This window comes from Amycolatopsis sp. NBRC 101858 (genome assembly GCF_030269325.1).
GTDB classification, from domain to species: domain Bacteria; phylum Actinomycetota; class Actinomycetes; order Mycobacteriales; family Pseudonocardiaceae; genus Amycolatopsis; species Amycolatopsis ponsaeliensis.
On the sequence record NZ_BSTD01000002.1, the window covers coordinates 461,146 to 477,761 of the forward strand.

18 protein-coding genes and 1 pseudogene are annotated in these 16,616 nt (G+C 72.3%); 3 read left to right on the forward strand and 16 right to left on the reverse strand.

Features of this window, described 5'->3' with window-relative positions:
* The first annotated feature begins 23 nt into the window (after positions 1–23).
* Positions 24–1,103: a GDSL-type esterase/lipase family protein gene (locus tag QSK39_RS15360; protein ID WP_285478416.1), complete on the forward strand. Its 1,080-nt coding sequence runs from the start codon at positions 24–26 to the stop codon at positions 1,101–1,103.
* A 91-nt stretch (positions 1,104–1,194) separates the two neighbouring features.
* On the opposite strand, the gene QSK39_RS15365 is transcribed toward QSK39_RS15360, so the two are convergent.
* From QSK39_RS15365 to QSK39_RS15380, 4 genes are read right to left on the reverse strand one after another with little or no spacing between them, the layout of a single operon-like run.
* Positions 1,195–1,494, reverse strand: coding sequence for a hypothetical protein (locus QSK39_RS15365; RefSeq protein WP_125316436.1), 300 nt, complete (start codon positions 1,492–1,494; stop codon positions 1,195–1,197).
* Positions 1,481–1,705, reverse strand: coding sequence for a hypothetical protein (locus QSK39_RS15370; protein ID WP_285478417.1), 225 nt, complete (start codon positions 1,703–1,705; stop codon positions 1,481–1,483). The genes QSK39_RS15365 and QSK39_RS15370 overlap by 14 nt, the downstream gene beginning before the upstream one ends.
* 46 nt (positions 1,706–1,751) lie before the next feature.
* On the reverse strand, positions 1,752–2,207 hold the full coding sequence (locus QSK39_RS15375) for an Lrp/AsnC family transcriptional regulator (protein WP_247023285.1): 456 nt from the start codon (positions 2,205–2,207) through the stop codon (positions 1,752–1,754).
* Positions 2,204–3,346 (reverse strand): M24 family metallopeptidase, encoded by a 1,143-nt coding sequence (locus QSK39_RS15380; protein ID WP_285478418.1) that lies wholly within the window; start codon positions 3,344–3,346, stop codon positions 2,204–2,206. The genes QSK39_RS15375 and QSK39_RS15380 overlap by 4 nt, the downstream gene beginning before the upstream one ends.
* A gap of 205 nt (positions 3,347–3,551) precedes the next feature.
* Between QSK39_RS15380 and QSK39_RS15385 the strand changes: the two genes are divergently transcribed.
* Positions 3,552–4,496, forward strand: coding sequence for a 5'-3' exonuclease (locus QSK39_RS15385; protein WP_285478419.1), 945 nt, complete (start codon positions 3,552–3,554; stop codon positions 4,494–4,496).
* A gap of 159 nt (positions 4,497–4,655) precedes the next feature.
* Here the strand turns inward: QSK39_RS15385 and QSK39_RS15390 are convergent, their stop codons facing one another.
* The 4 genes from QSK39_RS15390 to QSK39_RS15405 form a co-directional block, all read right to left on the reverse strand.
* A complete protein-coding gene (locus QSK39_RS15390) occupies positions 4,656–5,873 on the reverse strand; it encodes a GNAT family N-acetyltransferase (protein ID WP_285478420.1) in 1,218 nt (405 codons plus the stop codon).
* A 55-nt stretch (positions 5,874–5,928) separates the two neighbouring features.
* Complete coding sequence (locus QSK39_RS15395) at positions 5,929–7,131, reverse strand: GNAT family N-acetyltransferase (protein ID WP_285478421.1); 1,203 nt, start codon at positions 7,129–7,131, stop codon at positions 5,929–5,931.
* A gap of 72 nt (positions 7,132–7,203) precedes the next feature.
* A complete protein-coding gene (locus QSK39_RS15400; protein WP_285478422.1) occupies positions 7,204–7,959 on the reverse strand; it encodes a DUF4333 domain-containing protein in 756 nt (251 codons plus the stop codon).
* A 160-nt stretch (positions 7,960–8,119) separates the two neighbouring features.
* Entirely contained in the window at positions 8,120–10,897 is a 2,778-nt protein-coding gene (locus QSK39_RS15405) for a DEAD/DEAH box helicase (protein WP_285478423.1), read from the reverse strand.
* A 135-nt stretch (positions 10,898–11,032) separates the two neighbouring features.
* Between QSK39_RS15405 and QSK39_RS15410 the strand changes: the two genes are divergently transcribed.
* A complete protein-coding gene (locus QSK39_RS15410) occupies positions 11,033–11,608 on the forward strand; it encodes a hypothetical protein (protein WP_285478424.1) in 576 nt (191 codons plus the stop codon).
* On the opposite strand, the gene QSK39_RS15415 is transcribed toward QSK39_RS15410, so the two are convergent.
* From QSK39_RS15415 to QSK39_RS15445, 8 genes and pseudogenes are all read right to left on the reverse strand, one after another.
* Complete coding sequence (locus QSK39_RS15415; RefSeq protein WP_285478425.1) at positions 11,605–12,486, reverse strand: diacylglycerol/lipid kinase family protein; 882 nt, start codon at positions 12,484–12,486, stop codon at positions 11,605–11,607. The genes QSK39_RS15410 and QSK39_RS15415 overlap by 4 nt on opposite strands.
* Positions 12,486–13,457, reverse strand: coding sequence for a twin-arginine translocase subunit TatC (gene tatC / locus QSK39_RS15420; protein WP_285478426.1), 972 nt, complete (start codon positions 13,455–13,457; stop codon positions 12,486–12,488). The genes QSK39_RS15415 and tatC overlap by 1 nt, the downstream gene beginning before the upstream one ends.
* An 85-nt stretch (positions 13,458–13,542) precedes the next feature.
* Positions 13,543–13,836, reverse strand: a complete 294-nt coding sequence (gene tatA / locus QSK39_RS15425) for a Sec-independent protein translocase subunit TatA (protein WP_434056777.1) — start codon at positions 13,834–13,836, stop codon at positions 13,543–13,545.
* A gap of 61 nt (positions 13,837–13,897) precedes the next feature.
* Positions 13,898–14,110, reverse strand: a complete 213-nt coding sequence (locus QSK39_RS15430) for a bacteriophage holin (RefSeq protein ID WP_285478427.1) — start codon at positions 14,108–14,110, stop codon at positions 13,898–13,900.
* Between the two features lie 10 nt (positions 14,111–14,120).
* Positions 14,121–14,627: a helix-turn-helix transcriptional regulator gene (locus QSK39_RS53265; RefSeq protein WP_502873295.1), complete on the reverse strand. Its 507-nt coding sequence runs from the start codon at positions 14,625–14,627 to the stop codon at positions 14,121–14,123.
* A gap of 177 nt (positions 14,628–14,804) precedes the next feature.
* Positions 14,805–15,080: pseudogene (locus QSK39_RS53270) on the reverse strand (protein pafC); the annotation flags it as partial.
* A gap of 17 nt (positions 15,081–15,097) precedes the next feature.
* Entirely contained in the window at positions 15,098–16,084 is a 987-nt protein-coding gene (locus QSK39_RS15440; RefSeq protein ID WP_285478429.1) for a helix-turn-helix transcriptional regulator, read from the reverse strand.
* A gap of 10 nt (positions 16,085–16,094) precedes the next feature.
* Complete coding sequence (locus QSK39_RS15445; RefSeq protein WP_285478430.1) at positions 16,095–16,526, reverse strand: winged helix-turn-helix transcriptional regulator; 432 nt, start codon at positions 16,524–16,526, stop codon at positions 16,095–16,097.
* Positions 16,527–16,616 lie beyond the last annotated feature (90 nt).

Sequence of the window (16,616 nt, forward strand, 5' to 3'; positions counted from 1 at the left end):
CCTGATCCGTAGACTCGACGACGATGCGACGTCTCAAGTGGTACTGGGGAGCCTTGGTCCTCGCGTGCGTGGCCCTGCTGGCCGGATTCTTCGTCTTCTTCGGCTCCGAAAGCAAAAACGGGCAACCCCAACCCCGGCAGGGCCCACCCGGCACCGGCCCGCTCACCGTCGTCGCCATGGGCGACAGCACCGTCTCCGGCGAAGGCGCCGGCCAATACACCCCCACCACCAACGGCCAGGGCGGCAACTGGTGCCACCGCTCCCCCAACGCCTTCGTCGACAAGATCGCCATCCCCGGCATCACCGCCCACGTCAACCTCGCCTGCTCCGGCGCACCCGCCGAACAGGTCGCCCTCGGCGACGTCAAGCAGTGGACGGAACCCTCCCAGGCCCAGCAGCTCGCCGCACTGGTCAAGGACCACCGCGTCGCCGCGGTCGTGATCGCCGTCGGCGCGAACGACGAACCGAAGTTCTCCAACCAGGTCACCGACTGCTTCAAGGCGTGGTTCAACGCCGCCGGCCCGCCGTGCAGCACCGCGCTCAAGCAGACCTGGCAGTCCAAAGTGGACGCCATGGTCCCGAAGGTCGCCACCGCCGTCGCCGACGTGAAGAAGGTGCTGGCCGCCGCCGGGTACGTCCCCGCGGACTACCAGCTGATCCTGCAGTCCTACGCCGCCCCGATCGGCCCCGACCTCCCCGAGGACCTGCGCAGCCTCAACGGCTGCCCGTTCCGCGTCGAAGACCTCCAGTGGATCTCCCAGACCGGCATCGGCGTGCTCTCGGCCGGCCTGAAATCCGCCGCCCAGCAGACCGGCGCACGGTTCCTCGACCTGGCGAAGGCCGGCGTCAAGCACGAAGCGTGCAGCGGCGGCGCCAACCCGGCGACCGAGTGGTTCACCCGGCTGACGCTCCAGCTGGCGGACCTCGGCCAAGCCGACCGCGCGGGCCACGCGCTCCAGGAGTCGTTCCACCCCAACGCGGCCGGCCACGCGGCGATCGCGAACTGCCTCACGGAGTTCATCGCCGCCCGCGACGGCAACGCGTCCTGCCTCGCGGGCGCGGACGGGAAGCTGCACGCGGCCCCGGAGGTCGTCGCCCGCTGACCCCCTCGCCCTGTGCGGTTTTAGGGGTGACGTGGGCGCTTACCGGACCGCTGTTTTCCCACCACGTCGAGCGGTATAGGCCGTTATACACTCAGAGATCGAGGGCGGCTCGCAGGGCGATGTCGATGCGCTCTTGGACTTCGAGGTCGATCTCGGCGATGCGCTCGTCGAACCACGGCCGGTAGAGCCGGGTGAGGTTGAGCGTCGACACCCAGTACCGGGCGTCGATGGCTACGCCGAGGATGTCCTGCGGGTCGCGTTCGAGCAGTTCGGTGCCGAGGAGCCAGGGGCGCTCGGACTCGTTCACCCCGTCCGAGGACAGCAGCACGACGGTGCGTTGCCGGGCCGGTTCGGTCGGGGGGTGGTACGTCCAGACTTCACCCCTGCGCACGCAGATCCTTCTCCGCCGCCGCGAGCTCGGCCTCGTCGACTTCGGCGAGGGCCGGTTCCGGCTTCTGCGGGGTGTAGCCCGTGCGTACCGCCTCGCGCCTGGCTGCCTTGGACAGCCAGGACGAGACCGAGATCCCGTGTGCTTTCGCGGCGCGTTCGGCGAAGTCGAGGGCGCCACTGTCCAGTGAAAGAGTGACCTTACGTGTTGCCATACCTTTTACCGTACCAGCGCCCCGGTCGCCGGGCGGGGCGCTGGTGTCAGAACGTCGGCGAACGTCCCTCGAACGGCGTAGAGAGCACCACCGTGGTCCTCGTCGACACCTTCGCGGCCTCGCGGATCCGGCGCAGCAGGTCCTCCAGGGCCAGCGGCGACTGGACGCGCACCAGCAGGATGTAGGACTCGTCGCCGGCCACGGAGTAGCACGACTCGATCTCCTTGATGTGCTGGATCCGCTGCGGGTAGTCGTCCGGCGCCCCCGGGTCGTTCGGCGTCAGCGAGATCAGCGCCGTCAGCGGCAGGCCGATCTGCTCGCCGTCGAGCCGCGCGGTGTACCCGAGGATGACCCCGCGCTGCTCCAGGCGGCGCACCCGCTGGTGCACCGCCGACACCGACAGCCCGACCCGCTCGGCGAGGTCGGTGAAGCTGCGCCGCCCGTCGGCCGCGAGCTCCTGGACGATCGACTGGTCCAGCGGCTCCAGGCCGCCGACCGTCATGCGTCCAGCACGACGAGCTCGTGCGGCTGGTTGTTGACGGACTCGACGCCGTCCGCGGTGACGATGACGATGTCCTCGATCCGGGCGCCCCACCGGCCAGGCTGGTAGATGCCCGGCTCGACGCTGAAGGCCATGCCCGGCTCCAGCGGCAGCGCGTTACCCGCGATGATGTAGGGCTCCTCGTGCACGTCCAGGCCGATGCCGTGGCCGGTGCGGTGGATGAAGTACTCGCCGAACCCGGCCTCGGCGATGACGTCGCGCGCGGCGGCGTCGACCGCTTCGGCGGTGACGCCCGGCTTGACCGCGGCCACCGCGGCGGCCTGGGCGCGCTGCAGCACCGCGTACGTCTCGGCCACGTCGGCGTCGCGCGGGGTGCCGACGGCGTAGGTGCGGGTGGAGTCGGAGTTGTAGCCGGCCGGCAGCGGGCCGCCGATGTCGACGACCACGACGTCGCCCTTCTCGATGACGCGATCGGAGACGTCGTGGTGCGGGCTCGCGCCGTTCGGGCCGGACCCGACGATCACGAAGTCGGCCTGGACGTGGCCCTCCTCGACGATGGCGGCGGCGATGTCGGCGCCGACCTCCGCCTCGGTGCGGCCGGGCCGCAGCCACTCGTGGACCCGGGCGTGCACGCGGTCGATGGCCGCACCGGCGTCCCGCAGCGACGCGACCTCCGCGGCGTCCTTGCGCATCCGCAGCTCCCGGACCACCGGGCCGGCCAGCGTCTGCTCGGCCGTCCCGAGCGCGGCCCGCAGGGCCAGGACGTGCAGGGCCGGGGTGAAGTCACTGACCGCGACGCGGCCGGGCTTCCCGAGCCGGTCCGCGACGAGCGCGTACGGGTCGTCGCCGTCCACCCAGGTGACCAGCTCGACGCCGAGGGCGTCGGTCGGGACGTCGGCGTACCCGGGCGCCTCCAGCTTCGGCACGACCAGCGCGGGGGTGCCGTCAGCGGGCACGACGAGGGTCGTGAGGCGCTCGAACGAGCCGCCGGCCTGGCCGATGAGGTAGCGCAGGTCGGAACCCGGCGCGATCAGCAGGGCATCGGTGTCCGCGGCGGCCGCGGCCGAGCGGGCGCGGTCCAGGCGGGCCCGGAGGGCGGCGGCGTCGGGGGCGGGCGTGTGGAGGGAACGGCGCGACATGAAGCCGAGCCTAGTGGGGCGGCCCGGGTGATCCGCCCGCCCGGGCCCACGACATGCCGTGCCGGGTGACGCGGCTCCCCTCCCCCGGCCCGTGAAGGCACTTCAGTTCTCTTGATGTGCCCTTCACGGCCTCCCGGGCACCGCTGCGGCGGCCGCGTGCGCGTGGCTTGCCCCGAGCCCCCGCCCGGCGTGGCAGGCTGTGCGGGTGACCGGATCCCTTGCCCTGCTCGACTCCGCCAGCCTGTACTTCCGTTCGTTCTACGCCCTGCCCGACTCGATGCGCGCGGCCGACGGGACGCAGGTCAACGCCGTGCGGGGGTTCGCCGACACGATCGCGCGGATCCTCACCGACCGGCACCCGGCCCGGCTGGTGTGCTGCCTCGACGCGGACTGGCGGCCGAAGTTCCGCACCGACCTGCTGCCCAGCTACAAGGCGCACCGGGTGGCCGAGGAGAACGGCACCAGCCCCGACGTCGAAGAAGTGCCCGACACGCTCACCCCGCAGGTCCCGATCATCCTCGACCTCCTCGAGGCGTTCGGGTTCGCCACCGCGGAGGCGGCAGGCTACGAGGCCGACGACGTCATCGGCGCGCTGGCCACCCGCGAGACGAAGATCCCGGTCGAGGTGATCACCGGCGACCGCGACCTGTTCCAGCTGGTGCGCACCGAGCCCTCCCCCGCATCGGTGATCTACGTCGGCAAGGGCTGGGCCAAGGCCGAGGTGCTCGGCCCGGCCGAGATCGCCGAGCGCTACAGCCTCCCCCTCGAGACGGCCGGACCGGCGTACGCGGACATGTCCATGATGCGCGGCGACCCCTCCGACGGGCTCCCCGGCGTCGCCGGCATCGGCGAGAAGACCGCCGCCAAGCTGATCACGCAGTTCGGCAGCCTCGACGCGCTCCTGGAGGCGTCGGCCGCGAGCGACCCCCGCGTCCCGCTCAAGACGCGCCTGCGACTGGCCGACGCCGCCGACTACCTGGCCGTGGCGCCGACGGTGGTCCGGGTCGCCGTCGACGCGCCGGTGGAGCAGTCCCGCCCCGACACGGTGCCGGCAACCCCGGCCGACCCGGACCGCGTGGCCGAGCTGACCGAGCGGTGGAACCTCGGCAACTCCACCGAACGGCTGCTCAAAGCCCTGCCCGGCGCCTAGGCGGCGTCCTGCAAGTCAAGCTCGCGGTCTTCGCGCCCAAGCGGCCCCTGACGGCACGGGCGGACCACCCGAGTACAACCCGGTACGAGGGCGCTCCGCCCGCACCGCCAGGAACCACGTGGATCACGAAGCCCATCGAGCAGGCTCACAGGACACCGCCTAGAAGTACGTTCCGCACCACGGCGCGGCGATGGTGGTGAACAGCTCGTCCGCCCGGGCGAGCGCTGCCGGGTCGTGCGCCGTGATCCGGCCGGCCTCCGCCAGCGCCGTCGCGCTCCACTGGCCGAGGTAGAGCATGCCGAGGGTGTCTACGTCGAGGGCCAGGTCGGCCGCCGCGTCCGTGCGGTGGGCGCCGTCGGGCGAGACCTCGTAGTTCCCCGTGTTGGCCGGGAGCATCCGGTCGGCCACCGCGAGGACCACCGGCGCGGCCGCCCGGTAGGTGCGGGCGGCCAGCGCCGCGGCCACGTCGACCGGCCGCAGCCACAGGTCGTCCTCGACGTCGGTGGTGTGGGCGTGCCGGTGGTCGGCCAGCAGCAGGGCGAGCGGCTCGTCGACCGGGCGGTAACGCGCCCGCACCCCGGAGACGAGGTCGATCGACAGCAGGAACCGCCACAGCGCGGCGCGCGCGGCCGCGTCCGCGGCCAGCAGCTCCCGGACCTTCAGCACGGCCCCTTCGTCGGGCGACGCCAGGGTGCGGCGGTCCACCGTGTCGTACACGACGAACCCGTCGTCGCCATCCGGTCCACTGTGGACGGCCACGACGTGGCTGCCCTGCGGGCCGACGAGCCGGTCGTGCGCGATCGGCCACCACTCGGCGGGCCGGCCGATCATCCCGGCCCGGTGCAGCCCGATCCGCTGGTACAGCGCCGGAATCTCCGTCAGGGCTTCCTCGGGCGTGAGCATCCGGACGTCGCCCGCCGCCGGGACGCGTTCGTGCAGCCGGGCCGCGGGCCGGGGCAGCCACACGGTCTTGCCGAGCGCGGCCGAACCGTAGCCGAACCGGCCGTAGATCGTCGGCTCGCTCGCGTGCAGCGCCGCCAAGGGGATTCCGCGCGCGGCGAAGTCGTCCAGCTGCTCCGCCATCATCGCGGTCAGCACCCCGCGGCGGGTGCGGTCGGCGCGGACCCCGACGCCGTCGACCGCCCCGAGCGGCAGGACCGCCCCGCCCGGTACCGCGATCTCGGTGTCGAACGAGCTGGCGATCCCGATCGGGGTCGCGCCGTCGAACGCGCCGAACTTGTGCGCCGCCGGCCACGAATCCCCGTACTGCGCCCAGGAATCGTCACTGATCCGGTTGGTGTGCAGGGAACGCCCCAGCAGGTCCAGCGTGGCGCGGCGCTCGTCCTCGGTGACGGCGCGGACGTCGAAGTCGGTCATGCCGCCGATCCTGCCGTCCGCCCGCGCCCACGGCATCCCGATTTCCGGCGGCCGCTCAGAAGTGCGTGCCGCTCCACGACGCCACCCGCGTCCCGAAGAGCAGATCGGCGTCCGCCAGGACGCTCGGGTCACGGACCTCGATCCGGCCCGCACCGGCCAGCGCGGACGGTCGCCACGTACCGAAACAGACCATCGCGAGGGTGGTGACGTCGAGCCGGAGCGCCGCGGGCTCCCCGGTGCGTTCCGCGCCGCCGGGGCCGATCCGGTACGTGCCGCCGTTGGCCGGCAGCAGCGGGTCCTCGACCTCGATGACGACCGGCGCGGCGTTCCCGTACTCGCGAGCGGACAGCGCCTTCGGGACGTCGACGAGCCGGATCCAGTGCTCGTCGCCGACCCGGTCGACGGTGGCCGTCCGGTGGTCTTCGAGGATCAGCTCGATCGGCTCGTCGAGCGGACGGGCCTCCGCGACGACCCGGTCGACCAGGTCGATGCCCAGCAGGAACCGCCACAGCCCGGCGAACGCGGCCGGCGTACCGGCGAACAAGTCCATCAGCTGCAGGTTCTTCGTCCACGGGTGCACCTGCAGCCCCTCGACGAAGTAGAACGCCAAGCCGTCCGGCCCGTCGGGGCCGTAGTGCACGGCGGCCCGCATCGGCTGGCGATTGCGCCGCGACTGCGCCTCGTACAGCCGCCACAGCACCTCCGGGCGCGACATCCGCCCGGGCCGGCCCGGGAGGCGCTCGTAGACGCCGGGACAGACCTCCAGGGCCTCGTCCAGCTCGAGCAGCCGGACCTCCCCCGACGCCGGCACGTCCGGACGCAGCCGCGCGCGGTGCCGGTCGACGCTGTAGGTCCGGTGCCGCAGGGCCAGCCCGTAGCCGAACCGGCCGTAGATCCGGGCCTCCGACGCGAGCAGGCTCGCGAACATCATCCCCCGCGCGGCGAAGTCCGCCAGCTGCGCGGCCATCAGCGCCCGCAGCACGCCCCGCCGGGTCCGGTCCGCGCGCACGGCCACCCCGGTGACCCCGGCCATCGGCAGGCTCGCCCCGCCGGGGACCGTCAGCTCGGCGTCGAAGGACCGCGCGGTGCCGATGAGCCCGGTGTCGAACGCACCGAGCGTCCGGCCGGGCTGGTACGCGCGGGACACGCGCTCCCAATCGTCGTCGGCGCACGGCGGCACGTGCAGGCTCGCCCGGAAGAGGTCACCCGCCGCGCGGACCTCGTCGTCACGCAGCGTCCGGATCTCGAAGTCGCTCATCCCCGGATCATCTCCGGAAACGACGAAGTCCGGCCACCGCAATTCCGCGGCGACCGGACCTCGTGGGCACAGCTACTTCGTGGCGGGCGGGGAAACCTCGTAGTTCCCGCCGTCACCCTTCACGGTGATGGGGATCTGCTGCGGCTTGCCCGCGATGGTCGCGGTGCACTCGAACTTCGCGCCGTCCTCGACCTTCTGCTCGGCCGGGCAGGTGACACCGGTGACGCCTTCGATCTTGTACGTCTCGGTGAGCAGCTTCTGCACGTCGGTCTGCATCTGGGTGTTGTTGAACACCTGGGTCTTGAAGAACCCGGGCGCCACGAACCCGAGGATGCCGACCACGGCCACCACCACGACCAGCACCACGATGCCGATCAGCAGGCCCTTCTTCGACTTCGCCGGCTGCTCCCCCTCGGGCGCACCCTGCCCGGGGAACTGCTGCTGGCCGTAGTCGTACTGGCCCTGAGGCTGCTGCTGGCCGTACTGCGGCTGCTGCTGGGGCCCGCTCTGCGGGTACGCCCCGCCGGGCTGCTGGCCGTACTGCGGCTGGGCCTGCGGGCCGCTCTGCGGGTAGCCGCCACCGGGCTGCTGACCGTAGGGCGGCGGTTGCTGACCCCACTGCGGCTGCTGCGGCGGCGTGTACCCCCCGGGCTGCTGGCCCCACTGAGGTTGCTGGGGCTGCCCGTACTGCTGCTGGTTCGGGTCGTACGAAGGCGGCTGCTGGCCCCACTGCGGCTGCTCCTGCGGGCCGCTCGGGGGGTACGCGCCGCCCGGCTGCTGCCCGTACTGGGGCTGCTGTGGGTCGTTGCCGCCATACGGCGTGCTCATCTTCTGCCTCCGCCTGCTTCGCTCATCTCGCTGTCCACCCCGAAACCGCCGCAATGCCGCGTACACCCGGTCTTGCAGGCGATCCAACCACAGGTCGGAGCCGAGCACACGTGTCCACGCGCAGCTCCTGCCCGGCCGTCCATCAGCCCTTACACGAAGTTCACGCCGCGCCTGCGGCCACGACACCCCGCCGCAGCGCCTTCACCGCCTCGGCCGCCGTCGCCCCCACCGGATCGGCCTTGCCGAGCACGTCGCGGATCTGGTCGAGCAGGTCGATCACCTGACGCGACCAGCGCACGAAGTCACCCGCCGACAGCTCCTGCCCGTTCGCCTCGGCCGCCGTCAGCACCTTCTCCAGCGACTCGCCGCGCGCCCAGCGGTAGACCGGCCACGCGAACCCCGCGTCCGGCTCCCGGGTGCGGTCGAGCCGGTGCCGCCGCTCGTCCTCGGTGAGGTCCACCCACAGCTTCACCGTCTCCTGCCACGCCTCGGGCACCGCCCCGCCGGGCAGCCGGGGCTCACCCGCGGTGTCCCGGCGCGCCTCGAAGACCAGCGTCGAAACGACCGCCGCCAGCTCAGCCGGGCCCAGCTTGCTCCACACGCCGTGGCGGATGCACTCCGCGGCCAGCAGATCGGACTCGCTGTAGAGCCGGGTCAGCCGCCGGCCGTGCTCGGTCACACGGTCTTCGCCGTCGCCCGCCGACTCCGGCCCCAGATAACCGCGCTCGCCGAGCAGCGCCAGGATCCGGTCGAACGCCCGCGCCAGCGAGTGGGTCGTCGCCGCGACCTTCCGCTCCAGCTGCTGGGTTTCCGCCGCCAGCCGTTCGTAGCGCTCGACCCAGCGCAGGTTCGCCTCGCGCTCGGCCAGCCCGTGGCACGGGTGCGCCCGCAACGCCCGCCGCAGCGCCGCCAGCTCACCGTCCTCGTTCGCCCCGGACCGCTGCTTCTGCCTGCCGGGCAACGAAATCCCGGCGTTGCGCAGCGTCGAAGCGATGTCGCGGCGCGTCTTCGGCGACCGCAGCTCGATGTGCTTGGGCAGCTTGATCCGGCCCAGCGCCTCGACCGGCGCCGGGAAGTCGGCCACCGACAACGGCCCCGACCACCGGTCCTCGGTCACCACGACCGGACGCGGCTCGCGGATCGGGTCCAGTCCCGGGTCGACCACCACGGCCAGCCCCGCCCGCCGGCCCGCCGGCACCGCGATCACGTCACCCTTCCGGAGCTTCTCCAGCGACTCGGCCGTCCCGGCCCGGCGCACGGCGGTGTTCTGCCGTGACAACGCCTTCTCCCGCGCCGAAATCTTCGAACGCAGCTCCACGTACTCGAGCATCTCGGCGAAGTCCCCGGTCACCGCGGCCGTGTAGCCCTTCAGGGCCTCCTTGTTCCGCTCGATCCGGCGGGCCGTGCCCACCACCGACCGGTCGGCCTGGAACTGCGCGAACGACTGTTCCAGCAGCTCACGGGCTTCTGCCGCGCCGACCTGGGCGACCAGGTTCACGGCCATGTTGTAGCCGGGCCGGAACGAGGACCGCAGCGGGTAGGTCCGCGTCGAAGCCAGCCCGGCGACCTGCTTCGGGTCGACCCCCGGCTGCCACGCCACGACGGCGTGCCCCTCGACGTCGATGCCGCGCCGCCCGGCCCGGCCGGTCAGCTGGGTGTACTCCCCCGGCGTCAGGTCGACGTGCGCCTCGCCGTTGTACTTGACCAGCCGCTCCAGCACGACCGTGCGGGCCGGCATGTTGATCCCGAGCGCGAGTGTCTCGGTGGCGAACACCGCCTTCACCAGACCGCGGACGAACAGCTCCTCGACGGTCTCCTTGAACGCCGGCAACAGCCCGGCGTGGTGCCCGGCGATCCCGCGCTCCAGCGCCTCGCGCCACTCCCAGTAGCCGAGCACACCCAGGTCACCCTCGGGCAGCTCCGACGTCCGCTCCTCGATGATCCGGCGGATCTCCTCGACCTCACCCGGCCCGTTGAGCCGCAGCCCCGACCGGACGCACTGCGCGACGGCGGCATCGCACCCGGCGCGCGAGAAGATGAACACGATCGCCGGCAGCAGCCCGGCCCGGTCCAGCTGCTCCACGACGTCGACGCGCGACGGCGGCCGGAACCGCGGCATCCGCGGCGCACCCCGCCGGGACCCGCGCGGCCCCCGGAACCCGGCGGGCGCGTACTGGCGGCCGATCTCCTCGGCGCGGCGCAGCAGGGTCGGGTTGATCCGCAGCTCGGCCCCGGGCGCGTGGACGTCATCACCGGCGAACAGGTCGAGCAGCCGGTTCCCGACCAGCATGTGCTGCCAGAGCGGCACCGGCCGGTGCTCGTCGACGACGACGGTCGTGTCCCCGCGGACCTCGACCAGCCACTCGCCGAACTCCTCGGCGTTGCTGACCGTGGCCGACAGCCCGACCACGCGGACGTGCTCCGGCAGGTGCAGGATCACCTCTTCCCACACCGCCCCGCGGAACCGGTCGGCCAGGTAGTGGACCTCGTCCATGACCACGTAGCCGAGGTCGGTGATCGTCGAGGACCCGGCGTAGAGCATGTTGCGCAGCACCTCGGTGGTCATCACGACCACCTGCGCGTTGCCGTTGATCGACGTGTCGCCGGTGAGCAGGCCGACGGCGTCCTGGCCGTACCGGGCGACGAGGTCGCCGTACTTCTGGTTCGACAGCGCCTTGATCGGCGTGGTGTAGAAGCACTTGCGGCCTTCGGCCAGCGCCAGGTGCACGGCGAACTCGCCGACGATCGTCTTGCCCGCCCCGGTCGGCGCGCAGACGAGCACGCCGTGACCGCCCTCGAGGGCTTCGCACCCCCGGATCTGGAACTCGTCGAACTCGAAGGACACTTCCGCGGCGAAGCGCGTCAGCTGGGGGTACTTCCCTCGACGCGAGGAGGCCGCATAGGCCTCGGCCGGGGACTGAGAAGGGCTACTGGCCACCTCGTCAGGGTTTCACATCCCCCCGACAGTTCGCACGCGGCGTGACCGACGCCGGAGTTCGCCGTGATGTATAGGTCGTTATACACTTGGGTGGCGGGGTGGAACCGGGGTGGGTGCGGCGGCGTCGGAGGCTGCATGACCGAACCGTGTCCGAGCTGCGGGCTGCTGGATCAGGTGCAGCACGTGCCTGCCGTCTACCAGGGCGGGCATGCGTTCTTCCGCGGGCAGGGGCCGACGGTGGCGGTGCCCGTCGGGGACGGGCTGGTCTACACGAGCAGTCAGGTCAGCGGGGTTTCGGTGTCGGCGGTGGCGCGGTCGCTGGACCCCTTCCCTCCCCCGCGTCGCAACGGCGGGCTGGTGGCGGCGGTGATTCTGCTGGCGTTGATCGGGAGCTGTTTCCTGGCGTTGCCGCTCTCGGCGGTGGACGATCCGCCGCCGGGTGGGCCGGCGGCGGAGGTGCTGGGGTTCGCGGTGATCTCGTTGCCCGCGTTGTGCGTGTACGTCGCCGCGGGTGTGGTGATTTGGCTGTACGTCCGCCGGGTCCGGGCGCACCGGCGCCAGCGGCGCGGGGTGCCGGCGGCGCGGCAGGTGTGGGAGCAGGGCTGGTTCTGCCACCGCTGCGGCGGGGTGTACTTCACCGACGCCGGGCAGTTGCTGACGCCGGCGCACTTCCGGCAGCTCGTGGCGCGCGCGGGCGGCTACGAGCGTTAGGCGAGGACGGTCAGCGCGCCCGGGACGCAGCTGACGGTCACCGGCACGGTCCCCTGCGGCTCGCCGTCGGCGTAGGCCGGCCAGCTGTTGCCGGTCAGGGACACCTCGCGGGCACGCAGCGTGCGGACCGCCGGGTGCGTGAGGTGCTTGCCCGTGCGCAGGCCCGGGAGCATGCGGACGAGGCCGCGGCGGCTGACGTCGCCGACGACCGTGACGTCGAAGACGCCGTCCTCCGGGTCCGCCGTCGGGCAGATCGGGACGCCGCCGCCGTAGAAGCGGGTGTTGCCGACGGCCACCAGGGTCGCGTCGAGCTCGAGGCGTTCGGTGCCCGTGTCGACCACCACCGGGCGGGAGCGGAACGCCGCGAGCTCGGCGAGGATCGCGAGGTCGTAGCGGCGCGGCCCGGACGGCCAGCGCATCCGGTTGGCGCGTTCGTTGACACTCGCGTCGAAGCCCGCGCACAGCACGGTCGCGAACCAGGTGTCGCCGGCCCGGCCGAGGTCGATGCGCCGCCGGGCGCCCGAGCGCAGGGCCGCCACCAGCGCGTCGACCGCGGGCAGGGGCTCGCCGGGGACGCCGAGGGCGCGGGCGAAGTCGTTGCCGGTGCCCGCCGGGACCAGGCCGAGCGCGACGTCGTGGTTCGCGCAGAACTGGACGCCCTGGTGGGCCGCGCCGTCGCCGCCGAGGACGATCAGGACGTCCAGGCCGGCGTCGTGGGAGGTCCGCATCAGTTCGCGGGACTCTTCGACGGAGTTGGCGACCAGCACGTCGAGGCGGTCGACGGCGGCGCGCAGCCGGTCGGCGACGGTGTCGGCGATGCGGGCAGCCGCGCCGTGCCCCGAAGCCGGGTGCACGGCGAGCGCGGCGTGGATCCCCACTACGTGATGTCGTCGGTCGCCGAGCGGCCGCCGGACGCGGTCGGGGCGGACGGCTCGTCGTCGATCGTGCTCGGGGTGTAGCTGAACGGCGCGGCTTCGTCGTCGTCGAGCTGGTCCCAGCCCTCGTCGGCGCGCTCGCGGTCCTTCTTGCGGTCGTGCAGGCGCGCGAGCTGGATCGACAGCTCGAACAGGACCGTCAGCGCGCCCGCCAGGCCCAGCATCGAGAACGGGTCCGAGCCGGGGGTGACGAAGGCGGCGAAGACGAACAGCGCGAACACGATGCCGCGGCGCCACCTCTTCAGCTGCCGGTACTTGACCACGCCGACGCGGTTGAGCATCACCACGAGCAGCGGGAGCTCGAAGCTGATCCCGAAGATGATCAGCAGCGACAGCATGAAGGAGATGTACTTGTCCGCGGTCAGCGCGGTGATGAACTCTTCCTGCCCGAAGCCCATGAGCAGCTGCAGCGCGTGCGGGAAGAGGATGTAGGCGAGCACCGCGCCGGCGGCGAACAGCACCGACGCGAAGCCGACGAAGGTCAGCGCGTACTTGCGCTCCTTCGAGTACAGGCCGGGCGCGATGAACGCCCACACCTGGTAGAGCCAGAGGGGCGAGAACAGCACGGCGCCGGCGGCCAGGCCGACCTTGAGCTGGATCATGAACGCTTCGAACGGCACGGTCTGCAGCAGCTGGCAGCCCTGGTAGCCGTTGAGGCGGCGATCCGGCGGGATGGCGCAGTAGGGGTCCTTGACGATCTCGCCGAGCGACGGGATCGGGCCCACCTTGGTGCTGAACCAGAAGAAGCCGACGATCCCGCCGATGACCACGGCGAGCAGCGCGAAGCCCAGGCGGCGGCGGAACTCGTAGATGTGCTCGATGAGCGTCATCGTGCCGTCGGGGTTCTTGCGGCGGCTGCGCTTGCGCCGCTTCGACCGGCGGCTGGTGCCGTTTCCGGAGGCGGGTTCCGCCACGGGATGTTCCGTTCTCGTCGGAGTCCGCCGGAGCGCGCCGGGACCGGCGCGCTCCGTGGACCAGGGACCGGGTGTGGCCCAGCCGTCAGCTGGCGTTCTTCTGCGGCTGGTCGGCCTGCTGCTTCTTCAGCTCGTCGAGCTGGCGCTGCAGGTCGGCGACCTGCTGGTCGGTCGCGGCAGGCGGGGTCGCCGGGGCGGGCGTGGCCGGGATCTGCTTCGTCTCGACCGGCTCGGCGTCCTCGTGCGAGGCGCTCTTGTCGCCCGCGAGGTCCTTGGTCTCGGCCTTGAAGATCTTCATGGACTTGCCGATCGACCGCGCCGCATCGGGAAGCCGCTTGGCCCCGAACAGCAGCACGACGAGCAGCACCAAGATGATCAAATGCCATCCTTGCAATCCGTTGGCGAACAAGATGGCCTCCTATCTGCGTCTGGTAGGGATGTTACTGGTTTTCCGGGTTCCGGCGGCGCTGGGCGAACGCGACGCGCAACGCTGCCGACCGGGCGCGGAGGAGACCCGCCCGGTCCTGGGTGTTCGTAGCCACCATGCTTGCGGTCTGCTTGAAACCACGCAAGACCTTGACGGTCCGCACCAGCAGGAGCACGAGCAGCAGCAGGCCGATCGCGACGAGCACGACGGTGGGCAGGTACGGCACGTCGATCACCCTAGTGGTCGCAGGTTGACGGAAGGTGACGGGCTCGGGCCACCGCGTCGGCGGCGCGGCGTCCGACGTCGGACGCGAGGTCGGCCGGGCTCTCCACCAGCGCTTCCCCGCCCAGGCCCAGCACCAGGCGCACCATCCAGGACTGGTCGGCGTAGCGCATCCGGATCCGCAGCCGGCCGCCGTCGAGCTCGTCGAGCTCCTCGCACGGGTAGTACTCGGCTACCCAGCGTGCATCCGGGTCGAGGACCAGCACGGCCTCCCGCTGGTCGGGACGCTCCCGGAAGACCCCCTCGGAAATATCGGTGGGGTGGGCGTGCGCCGGCGGGCGCGAAGGCTCGTCGAGCACCGTCAGGTCGTCGATCCGGTCGAGCCGGAACAGCCGGACGCCCTCGGCGCGGCGGCACCAGGCCTCCAGGTAGCCGACCGACTGCACGATCAGCAGCCGCATCGGGTCGACCGTGCGCTCGGTGATCTGGTCCTTGGACGCGGTGTAGTAGCGGATCCGCATCGCCCGCCCGTCCCGCAGCGCCCCGGCGACCTCTTCGCGGTTCTGCGCGGTCTTCTTGCCCTCGCGCAGTCCCCCGCCGACGACCACGCCGGCCGGCTGGGCCTGCCCGGCCGCGGACTCGATCTTGGCGATGGAGCGGCGGACGGCGTCGCCGTCGACCACGCCCGGCGTCTCGCCCAGCGCGCGCAGCGCGACCAGCAGGGCCGTGGCCTCGCCGCCGGTGAGCCGCAGCGGGCGGTTCATCCCGGCGTCGTGGGTCACGACGATCGTGTCACCCTCGAAGGAGAGGTCGATCAGGTCGCCGGGGCCGTAGCCGGGCAGCCCGCACATCCAGAGCAGCTCGAGGTCCTTGCGCAGCTGCTTCGGCGTGACGTCGAAGTCGTGCGCCGCCTCGTCGACGCGGATGCCCGGGCGCGCCAGCAGGTAGGGCACCAGCGCCAGCAGCCGCGGCATCCGGTCGGTCGACCCGCTCACCGGCCGCTCCCCTGCCGGGCCACGACGGCTTCGAGCCGATCCTGGACGGTCTTGGCCAGCACGTCGGGTTCGAGCACGACGACGTCGGGGCCCTGCGCGGTGATCCAGTCGGCCGCCGACTCCGGGAAGTAGAGCCCGATCTCGACGAGGTCGCCCTCTTCGCCGTCGATCGTGCAGCGGCCCAGGACGGTGCCCCGGCGCCGGACCCCGGCGGCGCGGCCGTCGGCGACCCACAGCCGCGCGGTGGTGACCGGCGCGGGCTCGGCGCTCCCGCTGGTGGCCGACACCAGCTGCAGCAGGTTGACGCCGTCGGGCCGCCGGACCGCGCCGGGCTTGCCCACCGGGCGCACCTGGCCGGTGACGCGGGAGAGGCGGAAGCAGCGGGTGGCGCCGCGGTCGCGGTCGTGCCCGACGACGTACCAGCGGGCCTTCCACGACACCACGCCCCACGGCTCGAGGGTGCGCATGATGCGTTCCGGCGAGCCGCTGCGGCGGTACTCGAAGCCCACGGCCTGGCCGTTCTGCACCGCGGCCAGCAGCGGCCCGAACGCGGGTTCGGCACGCACGCGCGGCTCGACGACGGTGGGCGCCTGGTCGTCGACCTCCAGCCCGGCGGCGCGCAGCTTCACCAGCGCGCCCTGCGCCTGCCCGGTCAGCTCCGGGGAGTCCCACAGCCGGGACGCGAGCGCGACGGCGGCGGCTTCGTCGGGGGCGAGGTCGATCTCGCCGAGTTCGTAGTCGCGGCGGGCGATGCGGTAGCCCTCGATGGCGTCGAAGGCGGAGTTGCGGCCGGTCTCCAGGGGGATGCCGAGCTCGCGCAGCTCGGTCTTGTCCCGCTCGAACATCCGGAAGTAGGCGTCGTCGCTGGCCGCGTCGCCGTATCCGGGCACGATGCCGCGGATCTTCTCGGCAGTGAGGTACTGCCGGGTGGACAGGAGGGCCAGCACGAGATTGACCAGCCGTTCGGCGCGTGCGGTGGACACCCGGTAGAGCCTAGCCCGCGCCGCCCGGCCCGATCGTGAGGTCCGGGGTGCGCGCGTCGTAATCGGTCCTGGCGGCGGCCACGGCGTCGAAGTGCGTCTCGGCCCAGTCCTTGAACCCGGCCATCAGCGCGCGGAGGCTTTCTCCCAGCGGGGTAAGGGAATAGTCGACGCGGACGGGCACCGACGGGGTCACGTCGCGGCGCACCAGGCCGTCCCGTTCGAGCACCCGCAGGGTCTGGGTGAGCATCTTCTGGCTGACGCCGGCGATGCGCCGCGAAAGGTCGCTGTAGCGCTGCGGGCCGTCACCGAGCGCGACGAGGATCAGGCTGACCCACTTGCCGGCGATCTCGTCGAGGAGCTTCCGGGTCGGGCAGGCCGCGAGATAGGCGTCGTAGGCGGCTTTTTCGGCCTGCCGCCGCTGTTCCGCCGTGCGCGTGGGCACCGGGCGAACCTCCTGGTACGTGGGGAACCTGCGGGTGCGTACTTCCCGATGGAGAGTAGCTCCCCATACGTTCGCGGAGGAAGTTCCCCC